The sequence below is a fragment of the Microbacterium sp. NPDC089698 genome, from assembly GCF_044749045.1.
Lineage (GTDB): Bacteria > Actinomycetota > Actinomycetes > Actinomycetales > Microbacteriaceae > Microbacterium.
Window position 1 is genome coordinate 55,015 of sequence record NZ_JBIVHE010000004.1, and the last position, 24,339, is coordinate 79,353.

The following is a 24,339-nucleotide window of genomic DNA, read 5'->3' on the forward strand; positions in this document are numbered from 1 at the left end:
CTGTTCGTGTCCTGTCTGCAGAGAAGGCCGCCCACCTGATCGGTGATGCGGCCTTAGACGACGAAACCTTCCGGAAGTAGACACACTTCAAGAAGGCGGATTCAGGATATCACACGAAATTACATCCGTGTGATTCGATTCGAGCGGTGTGTCGGGTTAGGCGCTCTCCTTCTCGTTGAGCTCGTCTCGGAGCTCTTCCATCGCGTCGGGTCCGAGCCATACGGTTTCGCAGGAACGGCACATCACCTTGGCCCGAAAGTACATCTGGTCGGAGTCGGGCCGGTAGACGAGGGCGAGCGGGTTGCGGATCCGCTCTCCCATGTCGTTCACGTACTCGCCCTGACCGCAGACCGGGCATGGTGCGGTGATCTCGACCAGTTTCGGCGGGTTCACCATCGCCCGGATCTGCGTCGCCCACGTCTTCATCTGGGCGATGTAGAACTCGTCCGCGTGATCGTGGTGGGCGGTGTGTGCGACATGCCAGGAACGCAGATCAGTAGTTGCGTCACGGGTGACGGCCGCGCCGGCCATCCGACACCAGTCACCGATCGTGGACGTGATGATCCCCGCCCGGTACAGGGCGTCACTGTCGATCACGTTCCGCTGCCAAGGTGCGCCACCTGACCCGGAACCGGACTTCAGGCTCGACGACACCGCATCAGCCAGCTGCACGAGGAGCGCGTCCTCTGTCGCCCACGTGTGCCCGTCATCCGTCTGCACCTTCACTGGTCTTGGTGAGGTCAGATCCTCGACGGCTTCCAGCAGGTCACTCATTGGTACTCCCATCCGTGCGATCCGTGACCGCCTCACAGACGGCCCGATGCTCGCGCCAGAGCTTCCGCGCCTGCTGCGGAGTGCGGCCGATGCACTCCTCGCCGCAGTCCTCGCACTCACAGATCCAGTCGTCGACGTTTCCGAACGCCATCAGCTCTCCTCCTCGTGACGAATCGTGCGGTTGGGGGTGTTATCAGCACGGTGTTCTCCTCCCTCGGTAGCGGCAGCCGCACGCAGAGCAGCACGCATGGCCCCACGGCTCATCGGGAGCATGAACGCCTGCTGCGCTTCCATCGCATCGTGGATCGCGTCGTCGGACAGGTAGTGCGCAGGGCATCGCGAGCCGTACTGGATCCCCTCGCCGCAGACCTGGCAGTGGTTGCACCAGTCGATGCATCCCTCGGTGTGCTTCGGCTCGCCGTGCACGGTGCGGTGGAGAGCGGAAGCGGCTTCGCGGAGAAGGATCATCACCTCGTTCTCCGATCCATCGCTGCTGAATCGTTTGAAGAACTCGTACTTGCGCTGAAGTCGAGCCGCCAGCGCTTCCCGCTCGTCGTCGGTCGGGGTGTTCGCCTCCTCGAACACGGACACCATGGCGTCACGCACGCGATCCAGCGGCACCAGCGTCCCCGTCTCGTCTCCATGCACCGCCGCCACCGCGGACAGCACCTCCTCGATCTGCTCCCGGTTCATGGCTTCTCCTTCCTCAGGCCGTAGCCCCTGTCATGCTTGAACACCTTCGGCGGGATCGTGATGCGCTGGAACTTCGCCACCCACTCGACGGCCCCGTAGCAGACCGTGCACAGCCACACCTCCCCGGCAGGGAGAAGCACCCGAGAGAACCCGCGCGCTGTCTCGTGCCTGTCGAATGTCTGCTGCGCACGGCACCCGTCACAGGTGTAGATCGTCACTTCGCGCTTGCTCATGGCTTCTCCTCCTTCGTGTCGATGGCGTCTTTCCGAGCCTCGGTCAGCTCGACTTCCTCCCGGCGTCGCTTGAGCCAGCGCGAGTCGCTCGCGTTCTCGTGCCGTGTCGGCGTGAGCCACTTAGCGATCCGGCGCGGCATCACTCGCCGCCCTTCGTGTCGATGGCGCGGGACAGGATGTCCAGGATGATTCGCCCAGGCATCATCGGGGCCAGGGAGATCCCAGCGTCGCTCTCGATGTATGCCGTTGCTTCCTGGATCGCGGTGCGGAGGGTCTCGTTCTCCTCCGAGACGCGAACGTGCTCAGCGATCCACTCGTCCCACCCGCCGTGCCCTTCGATCTGCGCGCGGAGGGCGTCACGCTCGGCCTCAGCCGTCGTCAGCCGCGGGATGTACTGCTCCCGGAACGTCTGAACCTCAGACTCAAGGCGCTTCCGCGTCCGGTCCCAGGACATGCCGGCCATCTTGTGCTCGCCCGCAAGGAGGCCCAACCGGACCGCCATCTCGGCTTCCTTGTTGAACGCCTTCTGGTGCGCCTTCTCCCACTCCTCGGCTCGCTGGTGTTCTGCTTCGAGGGCGTCGGCCAGGGCATGGATCATCTGGTGGGTGTAGCCGCGGTTCTTGCTGATCTCCCGTGCCTCTGCGATCAGTTCGGTGGTCTTGTCGGTCATGCGTCTACTTCCCTCCCTTGGCGATGGTGTCTCCGAGGAGCCACCCGAGTACTCCTGCCGCGACTAGGAGAACGATCAGCCCCACAATGAGCCAGCCCATGTCCGCCTCCTCAGAACGGGGTGTCGTCGCCGAAGGAACCAGGCGTCGACCATGCGTCCGCCTGGCTCCCCGGAGTGCTCCACGGCTCATCACCCGCCGCCCCCTGTGTTCGGCCCGCAGCGGGGCTTGTGGACGCGGCACGGGTGACCTGGGCGGTCGTGCGCTTCAACGAGACGGCGAAGTCGATCACATCAAGTTCGGTCGACGTGCGCTTCTGCCCTTCACGGTCCTCGTACTGGCGGGTGTGCAGCTTCCCTGTGATCACCACCTGTACGCCCTTGTCCAGGCTGGAGCCGGCGATGTGCTCAGCAAGATCCTTGAACGCCGACCAGCGAACGTAGAGTGACTTCCCGTCCTTCCACTCCTGCGTCTGCTTGTCGAGGTATCGGTCGGTGGATGCGATCGTTCCAGACGCGATCGCGGTCCCGTTCTGGCTGTAGCGGAGTTCGGGCTGTGCGGTGAGTCCGCCGTGGATGGTGATCGTTGCGGTCATGCTGCGTTCCTTTCAAGTGTTCTGTTCATGCGGCGGATGAAGGCCGCGTGCTGGCTGGCTTGTTGTTTCGTCCACGGGGTCGCGTCGGGGAACCAGCGGCGGATCGTCGGGTCAGACACTCCGACCGTCTTGGCGGCCTCGTGGATTGAGCAGCCATCGTCGAGTAGCCGCCGCGCGATCTCACGATCCTCGGGAGGATGTGGTTCGTGAGCCGGGATGTGACCCAAGTGCATCCGGTTCCGCCACCTGACGACCGTCCTGCTGGACACGCCGAACCGTTCCGCGACCTGTCGGGCGCTCATCCCGGAGCGTTCACACCACAGGAACACGTCCTCGTCGAACCTCGAAGACCGATGCGAATCACCGTTATCCACAGGCCCGATCGCATCAGGAACAGAAGGATTTTCATCGGGGTCTTGGTAGCTCTTACGTTCCGTCCCGTACCGTTCCGTTCCGTAGCATTCGGCCACCCCATTGGGGTAGGCCATAGGCCAGGCCATTGGGGTAGGCCATTCCCGAGCCATCACGTTTCCTTCCCCCACCGGGCCGCCGCACCCTTCTTTCCCGCGTCAGACAGCTGTTCTCGCAGCTGATCGGTGATCGCACGGGACGGTTGGTGGTTCACGTAACCGGCGATCTGCCAGCCCTTTTCTGTCTCATCGAAGAACCCGAACTCGACCAAAAGTCGGGCGTGGGTGGGCTTCCCGTGGATCTGTTTCAACGCCGCGCGGGTGATTTCCCCATCGGTTGCGTGCCCTCCGGAGTACTCGATCGCGAACTTCCACACCGCAATCGCCGCCAAAGCGCGTTCGCCGTGCAGGTCAATGAAGTCGAGGATCTTCGGGTTCGCGTGGGTGTCGGTATCCATCCGCACCCACGGCAATCCGGCAGCCACTACGGTCTCCCGCCGCTCGACATGATCAGCTCGGCGGTCGATTCCGTGATCTCGCGCCAACCTCCGTCGTCGTCGAAGACCACCCAGCCGACGCCCCAACGCCACGACGGCCAGATCTCGCTGCGTCCCCATGATGGAATAGCCCAGCCGTAGCTGAATCCGTCCGAGTGGGCGGTTCCATGGCATCCGGCCGTGTTACCCACGCCGCAGAGTGCAATGAGGTTGTGCACGTCGTGGGTGCCGCCTCGCGAACGGTACTTCCGGTGATGCAACTCGAGGTCTCCGGCTAGACCGCACCCCTCGCATCGTCCCTCGGAGCGTTCTTCGACAGCCGCGCGGGCCTTTGCAGGGATCTTCTTCGGCTGCTTCTCTCTCTTCGGAGTGATCATGCGTATGTCTCCGCTTCTGCTGCTAACCGTGCGAGGCGCGCCTCATGACTGGCTTTGGCGATGCCCACTAGTGGCGCGCGACCACGCTCGGCTTTGTCGCGGTTGTTGTCTGCGACGGTCCCAATCAGTAAGTGATCAGGGTTGATGCAGGGAGGGTTATCGCAGGTGTGCCGCACCACAAGGCCGTCCGGGATCGGCCCATTCGATGCTTCGAATGCGGCCCGGTGCGCCCCGATGGCCCTGCCCGCTATCTGGATCTGTCCGTACCCGTGGTAGTTTCGCCTGCCCGTCCAAACGATGCACTCGCCGTCCTGGCGGCTGTATCGATCAAGGCGTTGGCGCACTGTCGCACCGAACATGGCATCTACCCGCGTGGGATCTCCATGCTTCTTTTGGCGCTCCCAGTGCAGTCGGCAGTATCCGTTTCCGTAGTGGACGCGGTCGCACTCATCGACTTCGCAACCTCTCACGATTCGCTTCTCCTTGCACGCCGAATGTCCCGTAGTTCCTTGGCCGACTTGCCACCCCAGACACCGACTGTTTCGTTGGCCCGGAGTGCATACTCGAGGCACTGTTCGGCTACGTCGCAGCGGGCGCAGACTTTCAGGGCACGGTTGACCTTGTCGACCTTGTGCCTTGCGGCGAAGTGGTCATCCCAGCCGACCTGTGCACACAACGCGTCCGCAATCCAGTCCTCGCGGATGATGACCATGTCCATCAGGGACGCGATCTGGTTCATGACGGCACCTCATGGCACGGGCACGCGAGGGCTCTACCGCACGGCATGACACCGTGTGCCTTTGTTCCGCGGCGGCACCTTGCACAGCATTGCCGGTCGGGTTCGTCGTGTGGGTGGGTGGTTGGGGCGGCGAGTGCACCAACGCCCAATGCCGTAATCGCGTTCATGCGTTCACTCCCTGAAGATGATTGATCAGCTGACGGCCGACGTGCTCCGTGTAGACCGGCGGGATTGCTTCGACGAACCCATGGCGGTCCATCCAGTCGATTCCCATCGCTTCTGGCCACTCGTGTTGTCCGCCTGCGTTGCCGTACACCTGGACGACGGTCGATAGCCGCTTCTCTCCTCGAGGTCGCCATCCGGTCCAGTACTTGGGCTCGGCGAAGTGGCTGTGTGCGCACTCGACGCCTTCGATGGCGATGTTCGATTCGAAGAGGCGGTGTCGCCGCAATGGACGTCCGAGGCCGGTTCCGCAGATACGGACAGGGTTGATGAGCTCGGCTCGGGCATCCTGCACGTTCTCAATCACGTACGGTTTCCCGAGATCCTGCAGCAGTTCGCGAACTGGGCCGATCAGGTTCGGGTAGTTGTAGTCGCGCCCAAGCGCTCGGTTCACTGCACCAAGATTGAGGTAGTTCTGGCAGGGCGGGGACGCATGTATGGCATCGAACTCCTCACCACGCTCAGCGAGGAACTCCAGCGCGTCGCCCTGAACGAATGTGTACGGGTATCTGGGCTGTGGATCGATGTCAACGCCGACCACATCGAACCCAGCGTTGACGTATCCGCGCGATGCGCCACCCTGGCAGCAGAACAGGTCAAGCAGCTTCGGGCGACTCATGCGGTCACTTCCAGTTCGAGTCGCGCCATCCCGCCTGGTTCGTAGCGGATGATCGGCCCGAGCTTGTTCATGTACTCGGGGGTGTCGTCGGGGACGATTCCGGCGTCGACTAGCCCGTCGCACATGGCTTTGAATGTCGGGTAGATGTTGTCGCTGTCACGTCTCCTGCGATCCGTGACTACCCACACCAGCTGAACGGTGATGTGTGAAGCGGACGGCAGAACGGTTCGGGCAGCGTTACGGGCAGTGTCGCGAACCATCCGTGTCTTCTGAGCCTTGGCGGCCCAGTGGAGGCGCTGGTTCGCGTTCAGCGGTGGGCGTTCCCACGCGAATTGAATGACCGTCATCGGTCCTCCTGGGTATGAAGAAGGGCACGTCCCGGAGGACGTGCCCTTCAAAAGATGGAAACGGGAATCAGGCCGACTCGAGTTCGGCTTTCCGTTTGTTGGTTGCTGCGATCACGTCGGGGTGTTTCTGCACTCCCCGTTTCTCCGCAAGCGCCCACGCTGTCTTGAGTGCTTCGATCGACCCGGCGTTCGTGATGTCCTTGAGTGCTTCGGCGAGCTTGGTCGGGTCGGTGGTGTCCTTGATCGGTTCGACGGTGAACGGCTTCCTCTGCCCGCGAGTCACGGTCAGTGCGACGGTCAACGGCTTGTCGATGTGGCTGAGCGCGCGGATGCGAATCCCGCCCACAGCGTCTTTGCCGAATCTGATCGTCGGGTCGCCGTACAGTTCGATGCGCCGGCCAACGTACTTCGCCGCGTCAGTCCCCCATGCCGCGATCAGCACACGCCGCATCGACTTACCCGGCTTGTACGGTCGCCCCTCGTGCTCCGCGTTGTGCAGATGCACGGGCTGATCCGGCGGTCCCTGTTTCACCTCCGTGATCGTGATCGTCATCGGAGCGGCCGCAACATCATCGAAGTTGAGCTGCGATGAGTCCGGTTCCGTGGTCTTGGACATGTCGATCATGACGCCTCCCGGAGGGCATCTCGCAGGGAGGCTGGCATGTTCTGACGACGCCACTCCGTCATCGCCCGTTCCGCCTCACTCAGGTCAGCGAACCGCCCAACCTCAACCGTCTTCGGGCCGACACATACACGAGCGATCCACTGCCCCTGCGACCAATGCACACCCCGAACACCAGAGGTACTGTTCGCATTCGCTCCGGCGCGGTTCTGTCCGTTCTCTTGGTGGGTGAGCAACCTGAGGTGAGCCGGATTGACGCACGCCCGGTTGAAGCACATGTGATCCACTTCATAGCCGTGCGGGATGTGGCCGTTGGCCCACATGAATGAGATCCGATGAGCAACAGTGGCGCGTCGGCCTATCCGGAAGATCCCATACCCTCCGGTGTTTGTTTCGTCCTGCAGTCCAGATCCAGCAATCACCCGTCTTGTCCACCTTTCGCCCAGAATCGCTCCTGGTCGGTTGCCCTGGGGTCTCGGATCGGCTTATCCATGTCGTATCCCCGAGTGTGGCGAAGGTAGTGAGCATTGCAGTAGCCCAGCGCCTTCCCCTTCGTGCGCTCACAGCCGGGATGCTTACACGTCTTGATCATGCGATCTTGATCTCCTCGTCTTCGCCTTCCATGACGATGTACGCTGGGGCGATGAGTGTTGCGGTGCCGTACCCGGGCCATTCCCCGGTCTCAACACATCTCCTGTAGATGTCGCGCGCCCGCTTGGTTTTCTCGGCGGCGACATCACGCCACGCCCAGTCGAGGTCGTACACGCCGACCAGGTGTGGTGCGGCGCTCTCCACGACGATGAACTTGAAGGGTTCGTCGAGTGGTCGTCCGGTTTCGGCTTCGTGGCCGTCTTCGTACCAGCGGGCTTGCAGGTGGTATCCGAACGTCCCGACCGAGCGCGTGAACCCCTTTGGAGAAGCGTCCCGCCCGGTCTTGAGGTCCGCGCCCTTCCCGTTCCCATACAGATCGAACCGAACTCGTATGAGTACGCCATCAACCTCGGTGATGATGGTTACTTCACGGCTGGGGATGTCCTCGAGGATCCGCCGTGCAGCCTTGTCAGCAAGAACGGCTTCCGCCATCCGGTCAACCCTGCGTGCATCGGCGGTGCTGATCGGGATGAGCCCGTTCGCCCTCTGCTCCTGCTCCCACGCAACCGTCTCCTTCTTCGTCGATGGGTTCAGCGACGGGGTGAGATGCTCGGGCGGATACTCGACCACGCCGGCCCCGACTCCGAGGATCTTCGCGTGTGCTGCGGACCCAACATCGAACGCAGCCTTGGGTTTCTCGGGGTGGTCGGCCCAGTACCGGAACCGTGCGGGACTGTCCAGGATGCGACGAGCGCCCGTGCTGGAAAGCTCACTCCGTGCGTGATACGAAACATCAGACATCGTGTAGTCGATCACCGAGACTCCTCCCGGGGATTCGAAATGCGTCCAGCTCGGATCTCTTCCAACGCCCACTCGACGCCCTGCCGGAACGTGAGGCGCCGCACTGCGCGAGCCGTGACGGTCAGTCGTCCCATGAGGTTCTCCCTGTGCAGAGGTGGCAGCCGCAACATCCCCCGGTTTCGTCTGCGTGACGGGCTTTCGTCAGGTCTCGTTCAGCGCAACTGAGCGCGTATTCAAGTGGGTGGATCGCTTGTCGGTTCTTCCGGATCGACCCACCCGCGGTTGCCGCCGAGATTGCGTCTTGCGCGAGGCGGTAGCGCTCCTCAGCCTCAGCCAAAGCCAGGACGGTCATGCTGTTTCCTTCGTGTCTGGGGCCCGTGTCAACAGGTCGTCTGCGGTCAAACCCTCGAACCCGGTCGGGATCATCGACTCCTCCAACAGCCGTCTACGCCACGAGAAGATGTCATCCTCGGTCATGACGACCACCCGGAAGCCTGAGGGCACGCGCCATCGTGGCCGTCCTCAGCAGCACACGAACCCAGGCCGCAGGGAACGAAGTCGGCAGGTTCAGCATTCGTCAAAGGGATGCCGGTGATGTGACAGAAGATCAAACCATCTTCATGAATCCATTCCGTGTGGCTTTCACGGTGTCGACGGATCGATTGACCACAATGCTTGCACCGTGTCCCCTTCGAGGCAGCGGATGGCTCGCCCTGCACGGTGCGGTGGAGAGCGGCCACCAGCGCGTGATTGCTGTCGATCAGTCGGCGCAGGTGCGCGTAGTCGAATTCCTCTCCAGCGCTCATCGCACGCTGCACCCGGTTGGCGGCCAGATGCGCCTCCTCCACCAGTGCTTCCTGCACGGCGTCGGTCGGAGTCGAAATGCGGTGGAAGCCAGCGGCGACCAGCACTCGACTCTGATGCTCAGGCATCGAGTCCTCGACCTCCTGGCCGCAGACGCAATGCGTTTTCGGGGCGCCGTGGGCGCTCGAGAAGTGATGCCGAGTAAGAAGGTCGTAGATGGCCAGCGCTTCCCGCACGTCGTCGACCGAAGTGTTCGGCTCCTCGAACATGGACAGCGCCGCACGAGCGAAGTCCCGGTAGGTGTTCCTCCAGGTCTCGCTCTCCTGCTCCCAGGCTGGGATCTCCCCTGTGGTCGGGTGGTGCGCTCCGTGGATCGCCTCCGCGGTCTTCTCGATCAGGTGCTCACGGTTCATTGCTTCTCCTCCTGGATGCGGTCGGCAATCGCTGTCAGCTCAACGTGTACGTCGTGCATGATGCCGACGTAGCGGGAGCCGGCCGGATCCTCTGAGCCGTCTGGTCGAAGCTCACAGCTGTACGGCGGCATGATCTCGTCGCGCGCGTCACGGATCGCTTCTGCCTGTGCACGGCGAACGAGCGAAATGATCGCGTCTGTGTCCATCAGCGCGCGCTGATCGCGCTCGCGTAGCTGCGCGATCTCTTTGGCGAAATCCTTCATGGCTTCTCCTTCGTGGGTGTGGCGGCGGCCGCGGGTGTGTAGGTGGTTCGGCAGATGACGCAAACCTTGGAGAGGATGGCTTTGCCCGCCGGGGCCGTCGATCCCGGCAGGACAGCAATCAGATCCGACTGGAGCCGCTCGATGGCGGCGCTCCACCCCGCGTCGAACCCGTCATCCCAAGATGTATAGAACTCGCTGTACTTGTGCAGGTCCGGCTTCTGGGAAGTCCATGCCTCGCGAGCACGCCGGTACTCCAACTCACGAGCACTCGCTCCATCCATCCCCGGCGTTCCGGTCATTACAGCCTCCCTGTTAGGTTTTGTAAGGTTTTCGAGGTTTAGGACGGTTTAGTAGCCGCCGACGAATCCGCCTCCGCATGCAGGTAGCAGTACTCACGCCCCATCAATGCACGCTCCAACCGGCAAGCCAGACAGTCGTAAACATCAGCACCTTGCATTGACTTGCTCCTTTCTGTGCGCGCCGATGACTTGAACATCGGTGTCTGCCAGTCGCGCTACCCCGGGCCGTTCCTAGACGATCGTCGCGACGCCTCTACGCCGCTCCCGCCCGTGTGCCGACTCACCCCGCAAACGCATGAGGAAGGGTGAACGCATAGCTCCCGGATTTTCTTGAACTCCACCCAACAGCGCCGCGCTCGTCCCGGTCGCCCGTAGTCGGTGTTCTATGTGCTGCCGCTTCCCTCTTGGTTCCCCACCGGGCACTGAGCGCGCATCGGCTTATGGCTTTTCACGGCCTGCCCGAGTCACCCCGGGTTTCAGGAAGTAGCTATGTGTAGTTACATCGGTCGCCGTTTCCGGGATCGACAAGTACCGGTAGGGTCACGACGGCCCTACGCGGCGACTCGGGTTTCAGCGCCCCGAGCGGCGCTCCTGCCACTCATCGACCCGGGTCGCGAGAACCGCGATCCCATAGCCGGCGGCCAAGATCAGGACCGTCTGAACCGCGAGGATCATGAACGGGCCTCCCCTACGATCAGGTCATGACTATCCGCGAGGACATCACCGCCATCAGCAACCAAGTCACCACCGCGCAGGAAGCTGCGGTCGGCCTGAGTGACACCCTTCGCATCGAGCTCGACGCGATCTGGGACGCCCTGCTCCACATCGCCGATCACCTTGACTCGACGGACGCCCAGAGCTGACCGCGCGTCATAGTCATCCACCGCTCGGGATGCATCCAAGCGTTCGAGAGCATCAGCAACAGACTCCCCCGGACGCTTCTTGCCCCGAGGCTTGAACAGTGCCACCGCGACGACCACGAAACACGCCGCCAACCAGAGACCCAGTGCGCCGGCCAGAAACGCCAGGGACGTGAGGAGCAGATCCAGAGGAGTCATGATGCGCTCCGTTCAGGAAGCTGCGCGATGTAGCGGTCCAGCTCTTCTTTCGTGAACTTGACTCGCTTCCCACTGCCAACGGGAATCAGAGTGCCGTCGTTGCGGAGAAGGTCGATCTCACGAGTCGACATCGACAGGTAAACCGCAGCGAGTTCCTTCGTGAACAGGCCGGGGTACCACTCGATCCGCTGGACTACTGTGGCGCTCATCGCGCGACCTCCATTGCGTAGCGGTTGATGAAGTACGCCTGGCCCTTTCCGGTCACCTTCGGCGTCTTCGAAACGGACACGTGCCCGTCCGAGTGTGTGATCGCTGTCTCCTTCACCCGGAAGAGCTCGAGCTCCATAGCCCGCTGCGTCGGCATGTTCCAGTCGGAACCGGGCCGGCGGATCAGGAACCCGTCGTTGCGCAGCATCTCGAACAGGCGGTTTGCGCCGACCTGGACACCGTTTCCACGGAGGATCTTCGCGAGGTCGCCGACCAGGATCGTCGTGTCTGACGTGGCCACTGAGTCCGCGAAGAGAACCTTGGGAGCATCGGCGGCTACCCTCGCTTCGAGCGCCTGCCGCTGTTCGACCTCGGCCGCGTACGCGCGCAGCGCCTCTGGAAGCGACTGAGGCACAGCTGGACCGGAGAGGCGGCGCGCCATCTCGAAGAACGCCTTCACGAGTGCCTTCTTGAACTCCTTGACCGGGCCGATGTTCCGCATGAACGTCATCAGGAGTGTCGCCTGCGGCTCAGAGAGCATCGCCACACGGGTCTTGTGGTTGTTGTAGGCATCTCGGATTTCAAATCGGAGATGCCCGAAGTCCTCGAAGTCATCACGGTTGTTGTCGATCGTGCGAAGGATCGATGCGTGCTCCGCACCCGTACCGGTCGCGATCTGCTCAGACGACACGACGAGCGTTCCACCCTGGTTGATGATGTCGAGCGCGCTCATGCTGCTACCTCACGATCAGTGATAGGTACGAGGACGTTGATCAGGGGAACCTCGAAGTGCTGGGCGATCAGCCCGAGTTCGTCGATAGTGAAGGGAGTGGCGAGCAGCAGGCGCCGCTTGAGCGTGCTCAACGAGATCCCAGTGCTCTCTGACAGGGTCTCGACCGACTCTCGTCGATCTGCGAGAATGGAGCGGACGGCTCGGGCCGCCTTGCCGCTCGGTGTCGAGTAGTTCATGTGAACTACGATAGTTCTCCTGAACTACAACGCCAACTTATTTGCGCGTTTCGTGTCATATCTGACACGATGAGTTCGTGAACGCCTACGCTCCCACTGCTGTGTCCAAGGAAATCGCCTCGCGCCTCCGTGGTCAAATCGCTCGCTACGATGTCAGCCAGGCTGAGCTGGCCATGGTGTGCGGGGTTAGCCAGTCCCAGTTCTCCAAGATCATTCGGGCCACACGTCCAATGACCGTCGACATGCTTGCAGCCATCTGTGATGCCCTCGGGATCGACATGGGTGATCTCATTGCGAGCGTCGAGGCACTGATCTCCAACCAGGCTCTACACGCATCTCCTGTCAGCTACGTCGATGAAGAGGTGAGGCTTGACGTTCCGTTTGTCTGGGGACCAGACACGCTTGACACATGGGGCAGAGAAGCCCTCGCGCGGATCAACAATGTCCCCGGCCCCAGTGATACTCAGGACGACTACGACTTGGTGGCGAAGAAGCGGTCCAAGGACCGGGGGGAGGATCTGGAGTGACCCAACAGCTGTTCGACATGGCCGATGCGCTCGGCTGCACGATCAAGTACGAGGACCTGTCACACCTTGACCGTGATGGCGACTACGACCTGAAGACGAACACCATCCGGCTGCAGGAGAACATGTCCTACCGGCTTCTCCGGTGGACGCTCGCGCACGAGCTAGCGCACGTTGTATTCGGTGATTCGAAGTCCAAGTTTGGCCCCGTTCACGCGAAGCAGGAGCGCCGCGCAGACGAGTGGGCCGCGCTGCGGCTCATCACACACGCCGGCTATCGTGAAGCTGAGGCGATGTTCAACGGCAACAAGCTGCTCATGGCGCAGCACCTCGACGTTGTGGAGGAGGCAATCGACGTGTACCAGCGCATCCTCCTCCGCGTCGGCGAGACCGTCTACGTCGCCCCGCGTCTTGGCGCTGGACAGTGGGCGCACAAGGCGACTGTCTAGCCGTTCAGCGCCTTCTGGAAGTGCGTCCCCAGGGCTTCCATCGCCTTCCGCGCCTCTGCGAATCGGACGTGCTGGTATCGGCGGGTAGTGGTGACCGCGGCGTGCCCGACGATCTCGCCGATGATCTTCGCGTCCACGCCGAGCTCCATCAGCACAGTTGCCGTGGTGTGTCGGGCAAAGTGCGTTGTCGGGGTTTCAGGCGTTCCCTCAGGCCTTTCCTTCGGCGGGAGCGCCTGGTCCTCGCTGATCACGCCAGCTGACAGTAGAACGGCGCGCCACTCGGCCTGATCCTGTTCTGCGGTGATCGGTGATCCGTCCTGGTTTCGCCAGATAAGCCCATGCGGGTTCGGGTGGGTGGCCGATTTGAGATAGTCGACGGTCATCTTCTCGAGCGCTTCGATCAGTGGGAAGGTGCGCGGCTTGCCGGACTTGGGCCGGACGATGCACAACCGCCCGTCCAGTTGCCGGTATGTGAGGTTAGGCGCGACGATGAGCTTTCGGCTTGGGCAGGAGCCTGCGCGCTTCTTGCCGCAAGAACCATCACACCCGTGACGAAACCCGACTTCCGTCAATGACCACTGGACGGTGAACTCGTGGGTGTTCAGGTCGACGCTGTCGAGCGTTGCACCCGTGCGTTCCCCCTGTCGCATTCCGGTGAGGATCGCGTACCACCAGCGCACCCCGTCCGGGCGCTGTAGGGCAGCGTGAAGGACTTTCAGGGCGACTTCGGTCTCCAGGGCGTCCCGACCGTTCTCGCCCGTCCCAGGGGGCGTTACGTCGGCCGCAACGTTCTTCGCACAGACCCCATCGAGTCGTGCGGCTTCCAACATGGAGGACAGAACCGCGTGAACCTTCTGCGCCGACGACACGGCACGGCCTGCGTCGGTCACCGCGAGGGTGACGCTTCGAATGTCGGACGGTGTCAGGGCAGATACGCGCTTCTTCCTCAGGGCGGGCAGGATCCAGCGGTTGACTGCAGACGTGTAGCCCTTCAACGCTGACGGCTTCATGGTGGGTTCGCAGACCTCGCGCAGCCACTTCTCGGCCCACGCCTCGACGGTCACCGATTTGTCGAGTGGCGCGCCGTATTCCTGGATCTGTTTCTTCAGCTCTTCCAGCTTGGCGCGCGCCTCTTTCTGAGTTTTTGCTGTGACCGATCGCTGCTTGCGGCGTCCATCTGGGTGGAATCCAACGTCGACAACACCCCTCCAGAGGCCGCGAGACTTGAGCTCGTACAGCCCTCCGTCGCCGTGATTCCGCTTCTTCGGCATCGTGGTTCACCCCTGTCAGAACGGGTGCACACATAGGTGCACACATATACCTGCTAGCAGAGCCTGGCAGGTGCATCCGACAAAGACGACAAAACCCCCGGAATCTCAACGGATTCCGGGGGTTTGGTGGAGCCGCCCAAGGGAATCGAACCCTTGACCTTTTCATTACGAGTGAAATGCTCTGCCGACTGAGCTAGGGCGGCGCACACCCCGAGAGGTGCGCATGCGGTGAACCGCACGATCAACTATCTTACCCTGTCCGCGGGTGTGCTGCGAACCACGCGCACCCCGGGCGCGGCCCGGTCACGGCGATGACCGCGTCCGGGCCGCTCAGGGCATTACTCGCAGCGGATCCCCGCCTTGTCCGGCACGGTGCCGTCGACGAAATAGGCGTCCACGGCGCCGTCCACGCACGAGTTGCCCTTGTTGTATCCGGTGTGGCCCTCCCCGACGCGGGTGATGAGGATTCCGCCCTCGAGCTGCTTGGCGAGCGACTCGGCCCACGCGTACGGGGTCGCGGGGTCGTTGGTCGTGCCGACCACCAGGATCGGACCGGATCCCGCCGCGGTGATCTCCCCGCGCTTTCCGGTGGGCGGGTACGGCCACTGCTCGCAAGGGTCGGGGCCGTCCCAGTACGGCGCGATGGTCGGCGCATCGGCCTTGATCTTGGCGTCGGACGCCGCCTTGGCCGCCGCGTCGTTCTCGAGCGGGTAGTCCATGCAGTTGTACGCACGGAACGCCTCGGTCGAGTTGTCGGTGTACTTCCCCTTCTCGCGGTTGTTGTAGAAGTCCGCGAGCTGGAAAGCCACCGAGGGGTCGCCCTTGAGCACCGCCGTGAGCGACTGCGTCAGGTACGACCAGCTCTCCTGCGAATAGAGCGCCGCGACGATCGAGGTCATCAGCGTGTCCGCACCCAGCATGCGACCGTCGCCGTTCTTCTGCGGCGCACGGTCGACACTGGCGAGGAGGGCGCCGAGATCGCTCATCGCGTCATCGACCGTGCCCTGGAAGGGACACGCCTTGTCCTTGAGGCAGTCGGCCATGTACGCACGCAGCGCGGATTCGAATCCGATCGCCTGTGTCGTGCTGACGTCGAGGCTGGAGACGGACGGATCCAGGGCCCCGTCGAGCACCAGGTGCCCGACCCGCTCGGGGTACAGCTCGGCGTAGGTCGCGCCGAGGAAGGTTCCGTAGGAGTAGCCGAGGTAGTTCAGCTTCTTGTCGCCGAGGACGCCGCGCAGCAGGTCCATGTCGCGGGCCGAGTTCACGGTCGTGATGTACGGCAGAATGCCCTTGCTGTTCTGCGCGCAGGCGTCGGCGAAGCTCTTGTTGGCGGCCTTCTGCGCGGCCGTCCACTCATCGCTCCCGCGGGCGCCGGGCCGGATCGCGTACAGGTAGTCGTCCATCTGAGACGCGTCGAGGCACTTCACGGCGGTGGAGGATCCGACGCCCCGCGGGTCGAACCCGATCACGTCGTAGTTCTTGATGAGCGTGGGGCTGACGGCGAAGTCGAGGTTCGACTTGATCAGGTCGAGGCCGCTCGCACCGGGACCGCCGGGATTCGTCAGCAGGGAGCCCTTCGACGTGCCGGTGGCCCGATGGCGCACCACGGCGAGGTCGAGGGAACCCTTTCCGGGATTCTCCCAATCCAGGGGCGTCTTCACGGTGGTGCAGTCCATGCCGCTGCCGCACGCGGACCAGCTCAGCTTCTGCCCGTAGAAGGGCTTCAGGTCTTCGGCGATGCCCGAGGTGTCGGGGCTCGCCGCCGGACCCGCCGACGTGGACTGCGCAGGGATCATCGAATACAGGCAGCCCGACAGCGCGATCGAGGCGACGACGAGGCCCGCCACCACCACCGAGATGCGGCGCAGGCGCGAGGGGGAACGGGTGTTCATGGTCTCCTCCCGCTCGTGACGGTCACGAGCAAGCTCTCGAGGGCGAGCGCGGGGGCGACGTTGCGCTCCAGCGCTTCCCTGGTCTCGGCGAGATGGTCGAGCACGACGAGCGTGCGCTCGGACGGCCAGGCGGCCGCGAGGGCCGCGAGCTCCGGCGCGAGCTCGGCGTTGATCAGCACGTCGTCCCGCCCGAACTGCAGCATCACGACATCGCGGAACAGGGACTGCAGATCGGTGAGCACGCGGTCGAGGCCGTCGCGCACGCTGCGTTTGGCGCGCTGCTTCTGCTCGTCCTCGAGGGCGTTGATCTGCGAACGCACGGCGGGCGGCACCGCCTGCCCCTCGGCGATCCCCACTGTGTGCAGCAGGGCGCGCCGTTCGGCCTCGTCGCGTTCGGCGGTGAGCGCCTTCGCATCGTCCGTCGCCGCCTGCACGATCTGCCCGGCGACCTCGACGGCGTCGTTGACCCCTCGCGTGCCCAGCACGGCGCGCAGCGTCTGCTCGCGGCGGGCGCGGGCGGCGGCATCGGTCGCCAGCCGCTGCGCCATGCCGATGTGCCGTTGCGCATGGCGCGCGGCCTGCTCGGCGACGTCGGGATCGGCCCCGGTCCGGCGCACGATGAGCTCCGCGACCGCGGACACGTCGGGCTCGCGCAGCCGCAGCGAGCGCACGCGGGAACGGATCGTGGGCAGCAGATCCGCCTCGCTCGGTGCGCACAGGATCCAGACCGTCTGCTCGGGCGGCTCTTCGAGAGCCTTCAGCAGGACGTTCGAGGTGCGCTCGGTCATGCGGTCGGCGTCCTCGACGACGATCACGCGATAGCGTCCGCTGGACGGGCCGAAGTACGACCGCTCGACGAGCGCGCGCGCCTCGGCGATCGAGATGATCACCTTCTCGGTGCGCAGCACCGTGACGTCGGGGTGGGTGCCCGCGAGCACCTGGTGCATGGTCTGCTCGTCGTCGGGGCCCGTGGCGATCAGCGACGCGGCGAACGCCGTGGCGAGCGTCGACCGTCCGGATCCGGGCGGGCCCGTGATGAGCCAGGCATGCGACATCGCGGCGGGATCGGCGACGGCGGTCCGCAGCGTGTCGACCGCGGCATCCTGCCCCCACACGTCCGTCCACGGAAAGGGAGCGAGAACGGTGGCCGGCATGCGGTCAAGCCTAACCGGGGAGAGCGACATCGCACGCTCCTCCACGGGTGAAGGGCTCGGTCCCGACTCAGGCGAGGAGCGACGACACCCGGGCGCGGACCGCAGCCGCGATGTCGTCCGGGTCCTGCGCGGCGTCGACGACCAGGAAGCGCTCGGGCTCGGCAGCCGCGAGTGCGAGGAAGGACTCGCGCACGCGGCGGTGGAACTCCTCGCGCTCGGCCTCGAGTCGATCGAACGGCTTCTCGGCCGAATCCAGGCGCCGGCGTGCGAGGACGGGATCCAGGTCGAGCAGCACCGTGAGATCGGGCAGCGCGCCTTCGGCGCCCCACAGCGACAGTCCGCGCACCTCGTCCGCATCGAGCACCCGGCCCGCGCCCTGGTAGGCGACCGAGGAGTCGAGGTAGCGGTCCTGGATCACGACCTCGCCGCGATCGAGTGCGGGGCGCACGACCGTCGCGACGTGGTGCGCGCGGTCTGCGGCGTACAGCAGCGCCTCGGCACGGGGCGCGATGTCGCCGCGGTGATGCAGCACGATGTCGCGGATGAGCACGCCGACCTCGGATCCGCCCGGCTCGCGCGTGCGCAGGGCCTTCCGGCCCTGGCCGCGCAGCCACTCCTCCAGCAGCGCGGCCTGGGTGGTCTTGCCCGTGCCGTCGCCGCCCTCGAGCGTGATCCAGAGGCCGCGGCCCGCGCTCACGCGCCGGCCGCCTTCTTCGCCGCGGCCGAGCGGGCGGCGGCCTTCTCGGCGTCGGTCGCGGCGGCCTTCTTGGCCGGCGCCTTCTTCGCCGCGGTCTTGGCGGGGGCCTTCTTCGCGGGGGCCTTCTTCGCGGCGGCGGTACGGGATCCGCGCTTGGGAGCCGGGCCCTTCGCGCGCTTGTCCGCCAGCATCTGCACGGCGATCTCGAACGTGATGTCCTGCACCTGCTGGCCGCGCGGGATCGTCACGTTGGTCTCGCCGTCGGTGACGTACGCTCCGAACCGGCCGTCGCGGATCCGGATCGGCTTGCCGCTGACCGGGTCCGCCTCGAACTCGGCGAGCGCGCTGGAGGCGCGCCGGGCGCCGTACTTGGGCTGGGCGTAGACCGCGAGCGCCTGCTCGAGGTCGATGTCGAAGATCTGCTGCTCGTTCTCGAGCGAGCGCGAGTCCGCACCCTTCTTCAGGTAGGGCCCGAAGCGGCCGTTCTGCGCGGTGATCTCCTCCTCGGTCGCCGGGTCGACGCCCACGACGCGCGGGAGCTCGAGGAGCTTGAGCGCCGTGTCGAGGTCGATCGTGTCGACCGACATCGAGCGGAACAGCGAGGCGGTGCGCGGCTTGGGCGCCGCCTCCTTCTTGGCGCCGCGCTTCGGCTTGGGAGCCTCCACGACCTCGCCGGTGGCCTCATCGACCTGGTCGTCGTCCGAGACCGGATCGTTCTCCTGGATGTACGGACCGAAGCGTCCGTCCTTGACGACGATGACCTTGCCGTTGTCGGGGTTCTCGCCGAGCACGCGGTCGCCCGCGACGGGGGCGTCGATGAGCTCCTGCGCCTTGACCGCGGTCAGCTCGTCGGGGGCCAGGTCCTCGGGCACGTTGACGATGCGCGGCTTCGCATCGGGCTGCGCCGGATCGGCGACCTCGAGGTACGGGCCGTACTTGCCGAAGCGGAGGGTCGCGGTGTCGGTGATCCGCGTCGCGTTCAGCGCCCGCGCGTCGATCTCGCCGAGGTTGTCGACGACCTGGCGCAGGCCCACGTGCGCGTCGGATCCGAAGTAGAAGGAGTGCAGCCACTCGATGCGCTTCTGCTCACCGCGGGCGATCGCGTCGAGGTCGTCCTCGAGCGCCGCGGTGAAGTCGTAGTCGATGAGGTCGGCGAAGTGCTGTTCGAGCAGCCGCACGACGCTGAACGCCATCCACGTCGGCACGAGCGCCTGACCGCGCTTGGTCGCGTAGCCGCGGTCGATGATCGTGCCGATGGTGCTGGCGAAGGTCGACGGTCGGCCGATCCCGTGCTCCTCGAGCGCCTTGACGAGCGACGCCTCGGTGTAGCGGGGCTTGGGCGTGGTGCGGTGCGACTTGGCCTCGGCGTCCGCGACGTCGAGCCCGTCGCCCACCGCGACCGCGGGCAGCGACTGGTTCTCGGCGGCATCGGCGGCGTTGCGGCGCTCGTCCTTGCCCTCCTCATACGCCTCCAGGAAGCCCTTGAAGGTGTACACGGTGCCGGATGCGGTGAACTCCGCCGTGCGGCCGTCCGCGTCCACGGCGATCGTCACGGTGGTGGTCTCGTACTTCGCGTCGGACATCTGGCTTGCGACCGTGCGCTTCCAGATGAGGTCGTAGAGGCGCTGCTCCTCGCGGTCCAGCTGGGAGGAGACCGAGGCGGGCGTGCGGAACTGCTCACCCGACGGACGGATCGCCTCGTGCGCCTCCTGCGCGTTCTTGCTCTTGGACTTGTAGACGCGCGGCTTGAGCGGCACGGCGGCGTCGCCGTAGAGCGCGACCGCCTGCGACCGGGCCGCCTGCACCGCCTGGGTGCTGAGCGCGGTCGAGTCGGTGCGCATATAGGTGATGAAGCCCTTCTCGTAGAGACGCTGGGCGACGCTCATCGCCTGCTTCGCGCTCATCGAGAGCTTGCGTCCCGCCTCCTGCTGCAGCGTGGAGGTGGTGAACGGCGCGTAGGGGCTGCGCGTTCCGGGCTTCGCCTCGACCTTGGAGACGGTGCCTGATCCGACCGCATCGACGGCCGCGGCGAGCGCCGCGGCGGCCTTCTCGTCGAGCACGACGACGGCCTTCTTCAGCGCGCCGTTGTCGTCGAAGTCGGTGCCGCGGGCGATCGCGCCGCCGTCCAGGCGCACCAGGCGCACGCTGAACGAGGTGCCGGCGGCGGCGGCCTTGGCGTCGACGTCCCAGTACTCGGCGGAGACGAACGCCATGCGCTCGCGCTCCCGGTCCACGATCATGCGGGTGGCGGCGGACTGCACGCGGCCGGCGGAGAGCCCGGACTTCACCTTGTACCAGAGCACGGGCGAGACGTCCCAGCCGTACAGGCGGTCCAGGATCCGGCGGGTCTCCTGCGCGTCGACGAGCGCGAGGTCGAGCTCGCGGGTGTTGCCGACCGCGGCCTGGATCGCGTCCTTGGTGATCTCGTGGAACACCATCCGCTTGACCGGGACCTTCGGCTTCAGCGTCTCCAGCAGGTGCCAGGCGATGGCCTCGCCCTCGCGGTCCTCATCAGTGGCGAGCAGGAGCTCGTCGGCGGTCTTGAGAGCGCGCTTGAGCTCGGCGACGGTCTTGGTCTTGCGATCCGAGACCACGTAATAGGGATCGAAGTCGTTGTCGACGTCGATCGAGTACTTGCCGTACGCCTGCTTGTCAGCAGCGGGGATGTCCTTCTTGTCGGCGAGGTCACGGATGTGACCCACCGAGCTGAGCACCTCGAAGCCGTCGCCGAGATAGCCCTGGATGGACCTCATCTTCGTCGGAGACTCGACGATGACAAGCTTCTTGCCTTGCGCCACGGGTGCGTCCTTTCGTCGAAGCACACCATACACACCGCACCGGAGTCGGGGACTCAGCGCGGTCATCCGTCGCCGGCAGGAGGTTCGGGTGCTCCTGCACGGGATCCGGCGACGGCCGGGAATCCAGCGTACGCCGCCGCGACATGCACGATGACCACGGCGTCGTCCACACGGCAGTCCTGGAGCACCGTCGCATGCGCCTGGGCGACGAGGGCGGCCAGGGCGCATGGCTCCTCCGCCACGGGGATCGCCCCCGAGACCGCGTCGGCGGCCGCGAGAGCGGCGGCGTCGGCCGCGGCCGCCAGCCGCTGCGACGTGACGCCGGCTCCGCCGACCATGGCTGCGCCGAGGCCGAGCACCGCGACCACGGCGATCCCGCCGACCGCGAGGACGGAACCCGCCATCACCGGCCTCCGTCCAGCGCGCAGCCGGTCGCCCGGATCGGCGCGACGAGGCCGCCGAGGATGCGGGCCTCGGCCGAGGCCGCCACGCACACGAGCGCATCGGACCGCGACACCGCGAACTCCGCTGCGGGATCCGCGCGCGCCACCACGGCCCGCGCCTCTCCCTCGCCGTCACCGCGCCCGATGATGCGCGCGGCATCGGCCACCGCATCCTGCAGCGTCACCATCCGCACGCCGGCCCCGAGCGCGCCGACGCCGAGCAGCAGCGTCAGCACGACGATCGGGAGCGCCACGGCGAACTCCGCAGCGGCGGAGCCGCGCTCCCGGTCGCAGAGAGCACCTCCGGCGTCGACTCGGCCGCGATCGACGCGCTCGGCTCGCCCCCGATCGCGGAGGACGCGGCTCTGCACCCTCGGTCTCGTGAGACGGATCATGCCACCGTCAGCGCCCGGCGCACCAGGTCCGTCAGGATCCCTCGCACCTCATCCGAGCGCATGATGACGACGAGCAGGCCCGCGAAGGCGACCGCGGCCATCGTCGCGATGGCGTACTCCGCGGTGGCGGCGCCGGTGTCATCGCCGAACAGCAGGACCGCGCGCCTGCGGGTGAGCGACGGCAGCACGCGCTCCTGCGGGACCGCGGCGGTCTGCGGCGTCGACGACGGTGCCGGCATCGCGGCAGGACGGTTCTGGTTCATGGTGTTCCTTCTTTCTTCTCTTCCGGGATGACGGCGCCCGTTCGAGCCCCGTCGGGTTCAGGCGAATGGCAGCGGGGTCGTGGAGAGCACGCTGAGGATCAAGGGGGCGACGCCGAGCAGCATGAACGCCGGGAGCGTGCATGCGCCGAGCGGGAGCAGCAGACGCGAACTCAACCGGGCGGCGCCGGTGCGGCCCTCCGTACGGGCGGCGCGGCGCGCACGATCGGCCTCGGCCCGAAGGAGCTCCACGGCGGGCACGCCCGCGGCGGCGGAGAGGCGCAGCACGCGCTCGACCGTCTCCTCCGCGGTCGCGGGATCGCCGTCGGCCACCGTCTCCGCCTCCACGAGCGCGCGGGCGCGCGGAATCGCCGTCCCTCCGGTGAGCGCGACGACGAGCAGCTCCGCCCGGATGCCCGGGATGTCAGCGGCCGGCGTCGCGCGGCGCACCAGCGACCTCGTCCATGCCCGCGCGGTCAGCAGCAGCCCGAGTCCGGAGGCGAGGCAGATCCACCCTGCGGGCTGCGTGAGCAGCATCGTCACGGTGTCGAAGCCGAGCGCGGTTCCGAGCAGGAGCCCTCCCAGCGGCAACCACAGCATGAGACGGGCGGTACCCGCGGGTTCGGCGAGCGCGACCGAGACCTCGCCCCTGATCTCACCCGCCTGGTCGAGCGCCGCGGCGATCGCCCGCAGCGCCTCGCCCAGAGGCGCGCCGACGGTCGCGGCGATCCCCCAGGCCGCGGCGACCGCTCCCCAGGTCCCGCCTCGGGTGCGGATGGCGTCGGTCAGGGGACGCCCCTGCTCCACGCCGGCGAGCACCTCGGCCGCATCGCTCGAACCGCTCTCCGCGAGATGCCGCCAGGCCGTCAGCGGCGGCGCTCCGGCCTGCAGCAGGACGGCCAGGGTCCGCACGACCTCTGCGATCTCCGCCTCGGAGTGCTCGGCCCCGCGCCGACGCAGGCTCTGCTCGTGATGGCGGTCTCTGGGGCCGGGGCGCGCGCGCCCGTCCGTCACCACGGCTGGACCTCCTCGATGCCGAGGTGCCCGCCCGCCAGCTGCAGCACACCCACCTGGGCGAGCCGGCGCACGCCGCCCGCAGCGCGCACGAGATGCAGCACGTACGCGAACGCGCTCACGGCCTGGCGTGCGAGCGCCGGCGGATCCATCCCCGCGAGTGCGCCGAGCGCCTCCAGCCGCGCCGGCACATCGGCGAGCCCGCTCGCGTGCAGCGTGCCCGCACCGCCGTCGTGGCCGGTGTTCAGCGCGGTCAGCAGATCGCGGATCTCCTCACCGCGGCACTCCCCCACGATCAGCCGGTCGGGACGCATCCGCAGCGACTCGCGCACGAGTCGCGCCACGCTGATCGCGCCGACACCCTCCAGGTTCGGCTGCCGCGCCTCGAGCGAGACGTGGTGCGGATGCCGGGGGCGCAGCTCGGCGACGTCCTCGATGGTCACGATCCGCTCGCGCGGTGGGACGTGCGCGAGCAGGGCAGCCAGCATCGTGGTCTTGCCCGTGCCGGTGCCGCCCGTGATGAGGACGTTCTGCCGACGGCGCACCGTCTGCTCGAGCCAGGCCCGCTGCGCCCGGTCGACGGCCCCGAGCCGGCCGAGGTCGTCCAGATCCGCCGCATGCACCCGGGGAATCCGCACCGAGACTGCGGTGCCCCCTGTCGACACCGGGGCGAGCACCGCATGCACGCGCACCCCCGAAGCGAGCCGCACGTCCACGCAGGGGGCCTGGTCGTCGAGATGCCTGCCCCCGAGGGCGACCAGACGCACGGCGAGCTCACGCACCTCGCGCTCCGAGGCCGTCCACCCGGCCACGGCCTCGGCACCGGCACCGCGGTCGAGGAAGAGCCCGGCGGCGCCGTTCAGGAACAGATCGGTGACCCGGGGGTCGGCCGCATAGGCGGCGAGATCGCCGAACGCCGGATCCAGGTCCAGCCGTTCGGTGGCGGCTGCGGATCCACGCGGGACGATCACGAAGGGCGAGGACATGCCCCGACGCTAGACACCGGCGTTCCGGCTCGGGACGGCGTCCGCGCAATCCGTGCACTACCCGCCGCCCGGCTGGTCTGTGCGGGACGAACGACGGTGCGAGGACTGGCGGTGGCGGCCCCGCCGCTCCCGAAGGAAGAAGGAGGGAGGAGTGGGCGGCATCCCACGGGGGGAATGGGATGCCGCCCGTCTGCGGCCGGCGGAGGGGGACCGTCGGAACCGCAGGAAAGCCGGATTCGATTGATCGGCCGT

General features: G+C 66.1%; 35 protein-coding genes and 1 tRNA gene. 2 read left to right on the forward strand and 34 right to left on the reverse strand.

Features of this window, described 5'->3' with window-relative positions:
• Positions 1-156: 156 nt before the first annotated feature.
• From ACIPY5_RS12170 to ACIPY5_RS12280, 23 genes are all read right to left on the reverse strand, one after another.
• Positions 157-774: a hypothetical protein gene (locus tag ACIPY5_RS12170; protein ID WP_400971044.1), complete on the reverse strand. Its 618-nt coding sequence runs from the start codon at positions 772-774 to the stop codon at positions 157-159.
• Positions 767-925 (reverse strand): hypothetical protein, encoded by a 159-nt coding sequence (locus ACIPY5_RS12175; protein ID WP_400971047.1) that lies wholly within the window; start codon positions 923-925, stop codon positions 767-769. Before ACIPY5_RS12175 ends, ACIPY5_RS12170 begins: the two co-directional genes overlap by 8 nt.
• Entirely contained in the window at positions 925-1,467 is a 543-nt protein-coding gene (locus ACIPY5_RS12180) for a hypothetical protein (protein ID WP_400971050.1), read from the reverse strand. Before ACIPY5_RS12180 ends, ACIPY5_RS12175 begins: the two co-directional genes overlap by 1 nt.
• Positions 1,464-1,700: a hypothetical protein gene (locus ACIPY5_RS12185; protein ID WP_400971053.1), complete on the reverse strand. Its 237-nt coding sequence runs from the start codon at positions 1,698-1,700 to the stop codon at positions 1,464-1,466. Before ACIPY5_RS12185 ends, ACIPY5_RS12180 begins: the two co-directional genes overlap by 4 nt.
• 139 nt (positions 1,701-1,839) lie before the next feature.
• Positions 1,840-2,370 carry a hypothetical protein gene (locus tag ACIPY5_RS12190; RefSeq protein ID WP_400971056.1) on the reverse strand — a complete coding sequence of 177 codons (531 nt, stop codon included), beginning with the start codon at positions 2,368-2,370 and terminating at the stop codon, positions 1,840-1,842.
• Positions 2,371-2,480: 110 nt separating this feature from the next.
• Positions 2,481-2,963 (reverse strand): single-stranded DNA-binding protein, encoded by a 483-nt coding sequence (gene ssb, locus ACIPY5_RS12195; protein WP_400971059.1) that lies wholly within the window; start codon positions 2,961-2,963, stop codon positions 2,481-2,483.
• A complete protein-coding gene (locus tag ACIPY5_RS12200; RefSeq protein ID WP_400971062.1) occupies positions 2,960-3,451 on the reverse strand; it encodes a helix-turn-helix domain-containing protein in 492 nt (163 codons plus the stop codon). Before ACIPY5_RS12200 ends, ssb begins: the two co-directional genes overlap by 4 nt.
• Positions 3,452-3,486: 35 nt before the next feature.
• Positions 3,487-3,831 (reverse strand): hypothetical protein, encoded by a 345-nt coding sequence (locus tag ACIPY5_RS12205; protein WP_400971065.1) that lies wholly within the window; start codon positions 3,829-3,831, stop codon positions 3,487-3,489.
• A gap of 26 nt (positions 3,832-3,857) precedes the next feature.
• Positions 3,858-4,247, reverse strand: coding sequence for an HNH endonuclease (locus ACIPY5_RS12210; protein WP_400971068.1), 390 nt, complete (start codon positions 4,245-4,247; stop codon positions 3,858-3,860).
• Positions 4,244-4,606: an HNH endonuclease signature motif containing protein gene (locus tag ACIPY5_RS12215; RefSeq protein ID WP_400971071.1), complete on the reverse strand. Its 363-nt coding sequence runs from the start codon at positions 4,604-4,606 to the stop codon at positions 4,244-4,246. Before ACIPY5_RS12215 ends, ACIPY5_RS12210 begins: the two co-directional genes overlap by 4 nt.
• A 107-nt stretch (positions 4,607-4,713) precedes the next feature.
• Entirely contained in the window at positions 4,714-4,986 is a 273-nt protein-coding gene (locus tag ACIPY5_RS12220; RefSeq protein ID WP_400971073.1) for a WhiB family transcriptional regulator, read from the reverse strand.
• 163 nt (positions 4,987-5,149) lie between these two features.
• Positions 5,150-5,827 (reverse strand): hypothetical protein, encoded by a 678-nt coding sequence (locus tag ACIPY5_RS12225; RefSeq protein WP_400971077.1) that lies wholly within the window; start codon positions 5,825-5,827, stop codon positions 5,150-5,152.
• Entirely contained in the window at positions 5,824-6,174 is a 351-nt protein-coding gene (locus ACIPY5_RS12230) for a hypothetical protein (RefSeq protein ID WP_400971080.1), read from the reverse strand. The genes ACIPY5_RS12225 and ACIPY5_RS12230 overlap by 4 nt, the downstream gene beginning before the upstream one ends.
• A gap of 67 nt (positions 6,175-6,241) precedes the next feature.
• Positions 6,242-6,799, reverse strand: coding sequence for a hypothetical protein (locus tag ACIPY5_RS12235; protein WP_400971083.1), 558 nt, complete (start codon positions 6,797-6,799; stop codon positions 6,242-6,244).
• Entirely contained in the window at positions 6,796-7,218 is a 423-nt protein-coding gene (locus ACIPY5_RS12240) for an HNH endonuclease signature motif containing protein (protein WP_400373987.1), read from the reverse strand. Before ACIPY5_RS12240 ends, ACIPY5_RS12235 begins: the two co-directional genes overlap by 4 nt.
• A 166-nt stretch (positions 7,219-7,384) precedes the next feature.
• Positions 7,385-8,203, reverse strand: a complete 819-nt coding sequence (locus tag ACIPY5_RS12245) for a PD-(D/E)XK nuclease-like domain-containing protein (protein ID WP_400971088.1) — start codon at positions 8,201-8,203, stop codon at positions 7,385-7,387.
• Positions 8,204-8,661: 458 nt separating this feature from the next.
• Positions 8,662-9,405, reverse strand: coding sequence for a hypothetical protein (locus ACIPY5_RS12250; RefSeq protein ID WP_400971091.1), 744 nt, complete (start codon positions 9,403-9,405; stop codon positions 8,662-8,664).
• Entirely contained in the window at positions 9,402-9,668 is a 267-nt protein-coding gene (locus tag ACIPY5_RS12255; RefSeq protein WP_400971094.1) for a hypothetical protein, read from the reverse strand. The genes ACIPY5_RS12250 and ACIPY5_RS12255 overlap by 4 nt, the downstream gene beginning before the upstream one ends.
• A complete protein-coding gene (locus ACIPY5_RS12260) occupies positions 9,665-9,967 on the reverse strand; it encodes a hypothetical protein (RefSeq protein ID WP_400971097.1) in 303 nt (100 codons plus the stop codon). The genes ACIPY5_RS12255 and ACIPY5_RS12260 overlap by 4 nt, the downstream gene beginning before the upstream one ends.
• Before the next feature lie 671 nt (positions 9,968-10,638).
• Positions 10,639-11,025, reverse strand: a complete 387-nt coding sequence (locus ACIPY5_RS12265) for a hypothetical protein (protein WP_400971100.1) — start codon at positions 11,023-11,025, stop codon at positions 10,639-10,641.
• On the reverse strand, positions 11,022-11,234 hold the full coding sequence (locus ACIPY5_RS12270; RefSeq protein ID WP_400971103.1) for a helix-turn-helix domain-containing protein: 213 nt from the start codon (positions 11,232-11,234) through the stop codon (positions 11,022-11,024). Before ACIPY5_RS12270 ends, ACIPY5_RS12265 begins: the two co-directional genes overlap by 4 nt.
• Positions 11,231-11,965, reverse strand: coding sequence for a phage antirepressor KilAC domain-containing protein (locus ACIPY5_RS12275; protein WP_400971106.1), 735 nt, complete (start codon positions 11,963-11,965; stop codon positions 11,231-11,233). Before ACIPY5_RS12275 ends, ACIPY5_RS12270 begins: the two co-directional genes overlap by 4 nt.
• A complete protein-coding gene (locus ACIPY5_RS12280; protein ID WP_400971109.1) occupies positions 11,962-12,201 on the reverse strand; it encodes a hypothetical protein in 240 nt (79 codons plus the stop codon). Before ACIPY5_RS12280 ends, ACIPY5_RS12275 begins: the two co-directional genes overlap by 4 nt.
• Before the next feature lie 77 nt (positions 12,202-12,278).
• On the opposite strand from ACIPY5_RS12280, the gene ACIPY5_RS12285 reads away from it, so the two are divergent.
• Both ACIPY5_RS12285 and ACIPY5_RS12290 read left to right on the forward strand, forming a co-directional pair.
• Entirely contained in the window at positions 12,279-12,728 is a 450-nt protein-coding gene (locus tag ACIPY5_RS12285; protein ID WP_400971112.1) for a helix-turn-helix domain-containing protein, read from the forward strand.
• The gene (locus tag ACIPY5_RS12290; protein ID WP_400971115.1) at positions 12,725-13,174 is read left to right on the forward strand and encodes an ImmA/IrrE family metallo-endopeptidase; all 450 of its coding nucleotides are present in this window, start codon (positions 12,725-12,727) and stop codon (positions 13,172-13,174) included. Before ACIPY5_RS12285 ends, ACIPY5_RS12290 begins: the two co-directional genes overlap by 4 nt.
• Here ACIPY5_RS12290 and ACIPY5_RS12295 read toward each other — a convergent pair.
• The 11 genes from ACIPY5_RS12295 to ACIPY5_RS12345 all read right to left on the reverse strand — a co-directional run bounded on the left by ACIPY5_RS12295 (position 13,171) and on the right by ACIPY5_RS12345 (position 24,087).
• Positions 13,171-14,445: a tyrosine-type recombinase/integrase gene (locus ACIPY5_RS12295; RefSeq protein WP_400971118.1), complete on the reverse strand. Its 1,275-nt coding sequence runs from the start codon at positions 14,443-14,445 to the stop codon at positions 13,171-13,173. The genes ACIPY5_RS12290 and ACIPY5_RS12295 overlap by 4 nt on opposite strands.
• A gap of 127 nt (positions 14,446-14,572) precedes the next feature.
• Positions 14,573-14,648, reverse strand: a tRNA-Thr gene (locus ACIPY5_RS12300).
• 135 nt (positions 14,649-14,783) lie between these two features.
• The gene (locus ACIPY5_RS12305) at positions 14,784-16,340 is read right to left on the reverse strand and encodes an alpha/beta hydrolase (RefSeq protein WP_400971120.1); all 1,557 of its coding nucleotides are present in this window, start codon (positions 16,338-16,340) and stop codon (positions 14,784-14,786) included.
• Complete coding sequence (locus ACIPY5_RS12310; RefSeq protein WP_400971123.1) at positions 16,337-17,494, reverse strand: DNA polymerase III subunit delta'; 1,158 nt, start codon at positions 17,492-17,494, stop codon at positions 16,337-16,339. The genes ACIPY5_RS12305 and ACIPY5_RS12310 overlap by 4 nt, the downstream gene beginning before the upstream one ends.
• Before the next feature lie 67 nt (positions 17,495-17,561).
• Positions 17,562-18,191: a dTMP kinase gene (tmk, locus tag ACIPY5_RS12315; RefSeq protein WP_309342366.1), complete on the reverse strand. Its 630-nt coding sequence runs from the start codon at positions 18,189-18,191 to the stop codon at positions 17,562-17,564.
• Positions 18,188-20,989 carry a type I DNA topoisomerase gene (gene topA, locus ACIPY5_RS12320; protein WP_400971128.1) on the reverse strand — a complete coding sequence of 934 codons (2,802 nt, stop codon included), beginning with the start codon at positions 20,987-20,989 and terminating at the stop codon, positions 18,188-18,190. Before topA ends, tmk begins: the two co-directional genes overlap by 4 nt.
• 62 nt (positions 20,990-21,051) lie before the next feature.
• Complete coding sequence (locus ACIPY5_RS12325; protein WP_309342370.1) at positions 21,052-21,393, reverse strand: Rv3654c family TadE-like protein; 342 nt, start codon at positions 21,391-21,393, stop codon at positions 21,052-21,054.
• Positions 21,393-21,827 carry a TadE family type IV pilus minor pilin gene (locus ACIPY5_RS12330; protein WP_400971132.1) on the reverse strand — a complete coding sequence of 145 codons (435 nt, stop codon included), beginning with the start codon at positions 21,825-21,827 and terminating at the stop codon, positions 21,393-21,395. Before ACIPY5_RS12330 ends, ACIPY5_RS12325 begins: the two co-directional genes overlap by 1 nt.
• On the reverse strand, positions 21,824-22,066 hold the full coding sequence (locus ACIPY5_RS12335) for a DUF4244 domain-containing protein (protein ID WP_400971605.1): 243 nt from the start codon (positions 22,064-22,066) through the stop codon (positions 21,824-21,826). Before ACIPY5_RS12335 ends, ACIPY5_RS12330 begins: the two co-directional genes overlap by 4 nt.
• An 81-nt stretch (positions 22,067-22,147) precedes the next feature.
• Positions 22,148-23,104: a type II secretion system F family protein gene (locus ACIPY5_RS12340; RefSeq protein ID WP_400971135.1), complete on the reverse strand. Its 957-nt coding sequence runs from the start codon at positions 23,102-23,104 to the stop codon at positions 22,148-22,150.
• Complete coding sequence (locus ACIPY5_RS12345; RefSeq protein WP_400971138.1) at positions 23,098-24,087, reverse strand: TadA family conjugal transfer-associated ATPase; 990 nt, start codon at positions 24,085-24,087, stop codon at positions 23,098-23,100. The genes ACIPY5_RS12340 and ACIPY5_RS12345 overlap by 7 nt, the downstream gene beginning before the upstream one ends.
• Positions 24,088-24,339: the final 252 nt, after the last annotated feature.

What these genes read in the sequence shown, in the direction of transcription:
- ACIPY5_RS12200 (WP_400971062.1), bottom strand. Translation starts at nt 3,451, where the DNA reads ATGGCCTACCCCAATGGGGTGGCCGAATGCTACGGAACGGAACGGTAC.
- ACIPY5_RS12305 (WP_400971120.1), bottom strand. Translation starts at nt 16,340, where the DNA reads ATGAACACCCGTTCCCCCTCGCGCCTGCGCCGCATCTCGGTGGTGGTG.
- ACIPY5_RS12220 (WP_400971073.1), bottom strand. Translation starts at nt 4,986, where the DNA reads ATGAACCAGATCGCGTCCCTGATGGACATGGTCATCATCCGCGAGGAC.
- ACIPY5_RS12265 (WP_400971100.1), bottom strand. Translation starts at nt 11,025, where the DNA reads ATGACTCCTCTGGATCTGCTCCTCACGTCCCTGGCGTTTCTGGCCGGC.
- ACIPY5_RS12235 (WP_400971083.1), bottom strand. Translation starts at nt 6,799, where the DNA reads ATGATCGACATGTCCAAGACCACGGAACCGGACTCATCGCAGCTCAAC.
- ACIPY5_RS12225 (WP_400971077.1), bottom strand. Translation starts at nt 5,827, where the DNA reads ATGAGTCGCCCGAAGCTGCTTGACCTGTTCTGCTGCCAGGGTGGCGCA.
- ACIPY5_RS12345 (WP_400971138.1), bottom strand. Translation starts at nt 24,087, where the DNA reads ATGTCCTCGCCCTTCGTGATCGTCCCGCGTGGATCCGCAGCCGCCACC.
- ACIPY5_RS12230 (WP_400971080.1), bottom strand. Translation starts at nt 6,174, where the DNA reads ATGACGGTCATTCAATTCGCGTGGGAACGCCCACCGCTGAACGCGAAC.
- ACIPY5_RS12185 (WP_400971053.1), bottom strand. Translation starts at nt 1,700, where the DNA reads ATGAGCAAGCGCGAAGTGACGATCTACACCTGTGACGGGTGCCGTGCG.
- ACIPY5_RS12310 (WP_400971123.1), bottom strand. Translation starts at nt 17,494, where the DNA reads ATGCCGGCCACCGTTCTCGCTCCCTTTCCGTGGACGGACGTGTGGGGG.
- ACIPY5_RS12260 (WP_400971097.1), bottom strand. Translation starts at nt 9,967, where the DNA reads ATGACCGGAACGCCGGGGATGGATGGAGCGAGTGCTCGTGAGTTGGAG.
- ACIPY5_RS12215 (WP_400971071.1), bottom strand. Translation starts at nt 4,606, where the DNA reads ATGTTCGGTGCGACAGTGCGCCAACGCCTTGATCGATACAGCCGCCAG.
- ACIPY5_RS12255 (WP_400971094.1), bottom strand. Translation starts at nt 9,668, where the DNA reads ATGAAGGATTTCGCCAAAGAGATCGCGCAGCTACGCGAGCGCGATCAG.
- ACIPY5_RS12210 (WP_400971068.1), bottom strand. Translation starts at nt 4,247, where the DNA reads ATGATCACTCCGAAGAGAGAGAAGCAGCCGAAGAAGATCCCTGCAAAG.
- ACIPY5_RS12190 (WP_400971056.1), bottom strand. Translation starts at nt 2,370, where the DNA reads ATGACCGACAAGACCACCGAACTGATCGCAGAGGCACGGGAGATCAGC.
- ACIPY5_RS12250 (WP_400971091.1), bottom strand. Translation starts at nt 9,405, where the DNA reads ATGAACCGTGAGCACCTGATCGAGAAGACCGCGGAGGCGATCCACGGA.
- ACIPY5_RS12170 (WP_400971044.1), bottom strand. Translation starts at nt 774, where the DNA reads ATGAGTGACCTGCTGGAAGCCGTCGAGGATCTGACCTCACCAAGACCA.
- ACIPY5_RS12205 (WP_400971065.1), bottom strand. Translation starts at nt 3,831, where the DNA reads ATGGATACCGACACCCACGCGAACCCGAAGATCCTCGACTTCATTGAC.
- ssb (WP_400971059.1), bottom strand. Translation starts at nt 2,963, where the DNA reads ATGACCGCAACGATCACCATCCACGGCGGACTCACCGCACAGCCCGAA.
- ACIPY5_RS12180 (WP_400971050.1), bottom strand. Translation starts at nt 1,467, where the DNA reads ATGAACCGGGAGCAGATCGAGGAGGTGCTGTCCGCGGTGGCGGCGGTG.
- ACIPY5_RS12175 (WP_400971047.1), bottom strand. Translation starts at nt 925, where the DNA reads ATGGCGTTCGGAAACGTCGACGACTGGATCTGTGAGTGCGAGGACTGC.
- ACIPY5_RS12295 (WP_400971118.1), bottom strand. Translation starts at nt 14,445, where the DNA reads ATGCCGAAGAAGCGGAATCACGGCGACGGAGGGCTGTACGAGCTCAAG.
- ACIPY5_RS12325 (WP_309342370.1), bottom strand. Translation starts at nt 21,393, where the DNA reads ATGGCGGGTTCCGTCCTCGCGGTCGGCGGGATCGCCGTGGTCGCGGTG.
- ACIPY5_RS12275 (WP_400971106.1), bottom strand. Translation starts at nt 11,965, where the DNA reads ATGAGCGCGCTCGACATCATCAACCAGGGTGGAACGCTCGTCGTGTCG.
- ACIPY5_RS12335 (WP_400971605.1), bottom strand. Translation starts at nt 22,066, where the DNA reads ATGCCGGCACCGTCGTCGACGCCGCAGACCGCCGCGGTCCCGCAGGAG.
- ACIPY5_RS12270 (WP_400971103.1), bottom strand. Translation starts at nt 11,234, where the DNA reads ATGAGCGCCACAGTAGTCCAGCGGATCGAGTGGTACCCCGGCCTGTTC.
- ACIPY5_RS12280 (WP_400971109.1), bottom strand. Translation starts at nt 12,201, where the DNA reads ATGAACTACTCGACACCGAGCGGCAAGGCGGCCCGAGCCGTCCGCTCC.
- ACIPY5_RS12330 (WP_400971132.1), bottom strand. Translation starts at nt 21,827, where the DNA reads ATGATCCGTCTCACGAGACCGAGGGTGCAGAGCCGCGTCCTCCGCGAT.